The sequence below is a fragment of the Candidatus Desulfolinea nitratireducens genome, assembly GCF_982879505.1.
In genome coordinates, this window is sequence record NZ_CEYOSI010000212.1 from 1 (window position 1) to 4,348 (window position 4,348).

The window sequence follows — 4,348 nt, forward strand, 5'->3', positions numbered from 1 at the left end:
GCATTTTAGGCTCTGGCTGGATTTGCAATCCAGCGATTTCTCATAAACACGGGGATTGCAAATCCCCTTCGAGCCTAAAAAACGCTTTTTACTGCATAAGTCCTAATCAATAAATACACTGATTTGGTACATTTTCTCCAGTAACCGTATTTTAAGGAGTATGTGAGAATGAAAGTCCATTTATATGCAACTTTACGTGCAATCGCAGGAGAGAAGTTCGTGGAAGTGGATGTGCCGCCTAATACAACGGCCATGGAACTGGCGGAATTGCTGATTGAAAAAGAGCCGGCACTAAAAGCAGAGTTGTTTGATGAAAATAACCGCTTCTATAGCCATATGAAACTGTTCATAAACGGCCGCGAAGCCGTATACCTTGAAAAGAAGTTTGACACAATTATCAAGACTGACGACAAAATAGATATTTTCCCTCCGGTAGGAGGTGGTTAGCATGAAGACTATTATCCGTGAGATGCGCGGAATTCCGTTCTTTCTTTTAAAGGAATATTTGGAAGAGATGGGAGGAAAGTCTCTAAACGAGAATCAAGTTCAGGGTCCGGGGTGGACCGTTGATATGTCCCGCATGGAACCCTTTAAGATCGGGTCATTATCCATTGGGCAGACACTTCTGGAAATCCAAATTGAAGATCATGCAGTTGATGATTTTCTCAAAGTCTTTGGTCAAAAAACACTCCGCGCAGGCGGATAAAAAAAGAGACAGCCAATTGGCTGTCTCTTTTTTTGTTCATGGAGGAATCTGAAACTAGATGATCTCCAGTTCCTTAAGTTTAGCTTCGGGTACAACACCATTTTCCCAGCCACGTTGCTCGTAGTATTCACCGAGCATATCGTCTAACTCACAGACATGACCTTCTGAGCCAGGCATGGTGGATGGCTCTTCAGTGAAACGTTTGGGCAATATATCGCTGCCTTCGCCGAAACCGGCCAGATTGTTATAGTGGCGTTCCAGATTGTAAATGCGCTCACCGGTTTTCATTACATCTTCTGCTGTGTAGGGCACGCCAACCATAGCGGAGTATTGCAGGGCATATTCATCTGCACCCATAGCAAAAGCACTGAACTTGCAGATATCCATGCTGTCAGAGAAGGCGTGGAAATCCTGGAAGATCTTAACGAGCTCGCCTTTGCCTTTCCAAGCCAAAGGATCGACTTTGAGTGAGTTGAAAGGCATCACACCAAGCTCAGCAGCTGGGGTATAAGCGCGCAAATGGCAGGCACCTCGGTTGGATGTGGCGTAGCCCAAGCCCTCACCTTTGAGACCGCGGGGATCATAAGCAGGGATACCCTGGCCTTTGGCTGTCATCGCCAATTCTGGGTGACCAAAATGTGCAGCGGTTGCGTTTGCACCCTCAGCCAGTACTTCGCCGAAGCCTTCACGCATGCCAACCATTTCAGCAGCTTTGGTCATACCATCAGGATCGCCCCAAGCCAGTTCGCCCTCACCATTGGTGTAGCCTTTTTCGCTGGCTTCCATCCAAACAGAGAGAGGGTGACCGATTTCAATGGCGTCGAAGCCGTAATCATTTGCCAGATCAATCATTTTGGCAACCAGGCGGGCATCGTTATTACCGCAGTTTGCACCCACTGACCAGGCTGGTTCGTACTCAAGCGATTCCATACGTAGGCCTTTGTAAGGCCCATCTTTAACTTCCACTTCTTTTTTGCAGGCTACCGGGCAGGCGTGACAGGTCGGGTCGTTGACCAGCAAGTTTTCTTTTACATACTCGCCGCTAATTAATTCAGCGTCATCACCAAAAGACGTAAACATGCTGTTTTTTGCAGGTAAAGCGCCTATGCTGTTGGTAATATTCATCAATACATTAGTGCCATAAACCGAGAGACCGCCTTTGCGTGGGCTGGTGATATTCTCTTCCGCCATAATGGTTTTGAGAACGCGCTGTTGTACGGGTTTCCAAACATCACGGTCTTCAGCTTTAACAATGGCTTTTTCAGCTTTGATAACAACAGCTTTTAAGTTCTTGCTACCGCCTACGCAGCCAGTGCCGCCACGACCGCTGGCTCGATCATCTTCATTCATCCAACAAGCATATTTGACCAGTTTTTCTCCAGCCTGTCCGATGGTGATCACGCTCAAATCTTTTTCGCCATATTTTCCCTGGAAGAATTTGACTGTGTCATGGACACCTTTACCCCATACTTCTGAAGCATCCAGGAGTTCCAATTCGCCGTTATGAATATAGGCATAAACAGGTTTCTCAGCTTTGCCCTTGAATACCAGGCCATCAAAACCAGCCCAGCGCAGGCGAGCTGCACTCCAACCGCCATGATGACTGTCGGTTACCGTGCCTGTGAGTGGCGACTTGGTCACAACGGCCATGCGGCCGCTCATATTGGCTTCTGATCCGGTCAGCGGGCCATTCATAAAGCAGAGAAGATTATCAGGAGAAAGCGGGTCTACCTGCGGGCCATTGTCAAAGACAAATTTGACCCCCAGACCGCGCCCGCCAATATATTTCTGCGCATCCTCTTCTGGTACGGGCTTATGCTCTACTTTGCCCGCCGTCAGATCAATCCACGAAATCCGATTTGCGTAACCGCCTAATTTCATAATATTAGTCTCCTCTTCTAAAAGATATACACAGCTAGTTGTTGTCTGAAACCATAGTATCAGCATAGCATTTTAGGCAAACAGAGTCAAGCAATATTTATTCACTTCCATAAATAATCTATAAAATTTCCCCAACAGGCAATTCGCGAAAAAAAACCAGTGAAGGGAGAGATGGCTGGCTTTGCTGGGACTCCCCGCTTCATTGTCGTGAAATCATTACCGATAGTGCAGAATTTGGAGCAAATTTAACGTAGGGTGAAAAGAATAAATTCATGCCAAAACCTTTCTGGGATATTCAAGAGAAATTATTTGAAACCTGGGTAAATAGTAATTTAAATTGAAGCTGATTGTTTTAGCAAATAATCAATATGACCACAACGGGAGCTTTCTTTTTGTGTCTTATCTATAGTGCGCAGTTCAGTTCATAAAAAAGACGTTGGGTCTTTTTATTTTAGTATTTGTTTCTTTGGTAAAGTCCAAAAGCCTATTGCAATTTGCTACTATTCCAGATAAACTGATTTATCTGCATCTTCACGCAGACTATTATTGGAATAACATCAATCCTTATGGAGGTCCCATGAAACTTCGTAATTTATCTCTACTATTAATCTTAGTCATCTTAGTCTCATCTTGCAACTTGCCCACAAATGCGACAACTCAAAATGATGAGAATGAAGCTCCATCCCCTGCACCTACGCTGGAAAACACTCCCCTCCCCCCGGAATCCACTGCAACCCCGATCCCATCTGCAACGCCCCTTCCCACAGATACGCCTCTACCCACCGCCACATTCACACCCACCGTGCCGGTCGCATGGCCCAATGATCTGAATGTCAACTGCCGCTTCGGCTATGGCACTGAATGGGCAGCCGTTGGCGCACTGGTGGAAGGCCAACCGGCCGAGATCAAGGGGAAAAATTCTACGGCCTCCTGGTGGTATGTGGCTTTGCCCAACACCCCTACAACCCCCTGCTGGGTGGCAGCCAGTGTGACCAACACTTCTGGAAATCTGGCGGCCTTGCCAGTGATTAACCAATCCATAGCTTCGGTAACCGGCGTGAGCATCGAAAAACCGGATACGATCTCTGTGCCCGGCTGTTTTGGCCCGATCCAACCCCTGGAACTTAAAGGAAGTATTACGATGAATGGGCCGGGAACTGCTACATGGCATTTCGATACTCAACAAAACGGCGTAATAACTGACCATGCAACCGATTTTGATACCGGTGGTTCAACATCTGTTGCAGATAGTTTTGTTCCCCCACTAACTGCCGGGAGCTATTGGGTGAAACTGGTGGTTATAGGCCCAAATAACAAGCAGGCAGAGAGTAGTTATAAGATCGAATGTCCATAATCTGACATTGCAGCAAAACGAAAAGAGCGACTCCCAATCGAGTCGCTCTTTTTTTGCCGACTAACCTGGCCTGAAAATAAATGGAAAACGAACAATATTGCCCATCAAAACAAAGTGTCGTATAAATGGCGTATACACGACATGGTAATTCCTGGCGTAATTTCTATAATGGGAGTTGAATCTTGAAAGGAGAACATAATGAACCAACCCGATCTTGGACTCAGAGTAATTGAATTACGTCAGCAAAAAGGCTTCACCCAGGAGGAACTGGCTGAAAAATGTGAGGTCAGTCCGCGCACGATTCAGCGAATCGAAAGCGGAGAAGTTGATCCACGCTCATATACCCTGCAATGCCTGAGTGAAAGCCTCGACTTCAATTTTATGGAAGATAACGCTGAAAACGAAAA

At 46.3% G+C, this 4,348-nt stretch carries 5 protein-coding genes; 4 read left to right on the plus strand and 1 reads right to left on the minus strand.

Annotation, left to right across the window (positions count from 1 at the left end):
* Positions 1–168: 168 nt before the first annotated feature.
* Positions 169–447, plus strand: a complete 279-nt coding sequence (locus AC3DOM_RS14765; RefSeq protein WP_487919809.1) for a ubiquitin-like small modifier protein 1 — start codon at positions 169–171, stop codon at positions 445–447.
* A gap of 1 nt (position 448) precedes the next feature.
* Positions 449–706 (plus strand): MoaD-like domain-containing protein, encoded by a 258-nt coding sequence (locus AC3DOM_RS14770; protein ID WP_487919810.1) that lies wholly within the window; start codon positions 449–451, stop codon positions 704–706.
* A 54-nt stretch (positions 707–760) separates the two neighbouring features.
* Here the strand turns inward: AC3DOM_RS14770 and AC3DOM_RS14775 are convergent, their stop codons facing one another.
* Complete coding sequence (locus AC3DOM_RS14775; RefSeq protein ID WP_487919811.1) at positions 761–2,587, minus strand: aldehyde ferredoxin oxidoreductase family protein; 1,827 nt, start codon at positions 2,585–2,587, stop codon at positions 761–763.
* Positions 2,588–3,164: 577 nt separating this feature from the next.
* On the opposite strand from AC3DOM_RS14775, the gene AC3DOM_RS14780 reads away from it, so the two are divergent.
* Together AC3DOM_RS14780 and AC3DOM_RS14785 are read left to right on the plus strand one after the other, a co-directional pair.
* Positions 3,165–3,941, plus strand: coding sequence for an SH3 domain-containing protein (locus AC3DOM_RS14780; protein WP_487919812.1), 777 nt, complete (start codon positions 3,165–3,167; stop codon positions 3,939–3,941).
* Positions 3,942–4,139: 198 nt separating this feature from the next.
* Positions 4,140–4,348 (plus strand): helix-turn-helix domain-containing protein (locus AC3DOM_RS14785; protein ID WP_487919813.1); only part of this gene is annotated, 209 nt, incomplete at its 3' end.

What these genes read in the sequence shown, in the direction of transcription:
- AC3DOM_RS14765 (WP_487919809.1), top strand. Translation starts at nt 169, where the DNA reads ATGAAAGTCCATTTATATGCAACTTTACGTGCAATCGCAGGAGAGAAG.
- AC3DOM_RS14770 (WP_487919810.1), top strand. Translation starts at nt 449, where the DNA reads ATGAAGACTATTATCCGTGAGATGCGCGGAATTCCGTTCTTTCTTTTA.
- AC3DOM_RS14775 (WP_487919811.1), bottom strand. Translation starts at nt 2,587, where the DNA reads ATGAAATTAGGCGGTTACGCAAATCGGATTTCGTGGATTGATCTGACG.
- AC3DOM_RS14780 (WP_487919812.1), top strand. Translation starts at nt 3,165, where the DNA reads ATGAAACTTCGTAATTTATCTCTACTATTAATCTTAGTCATCTTAGTC.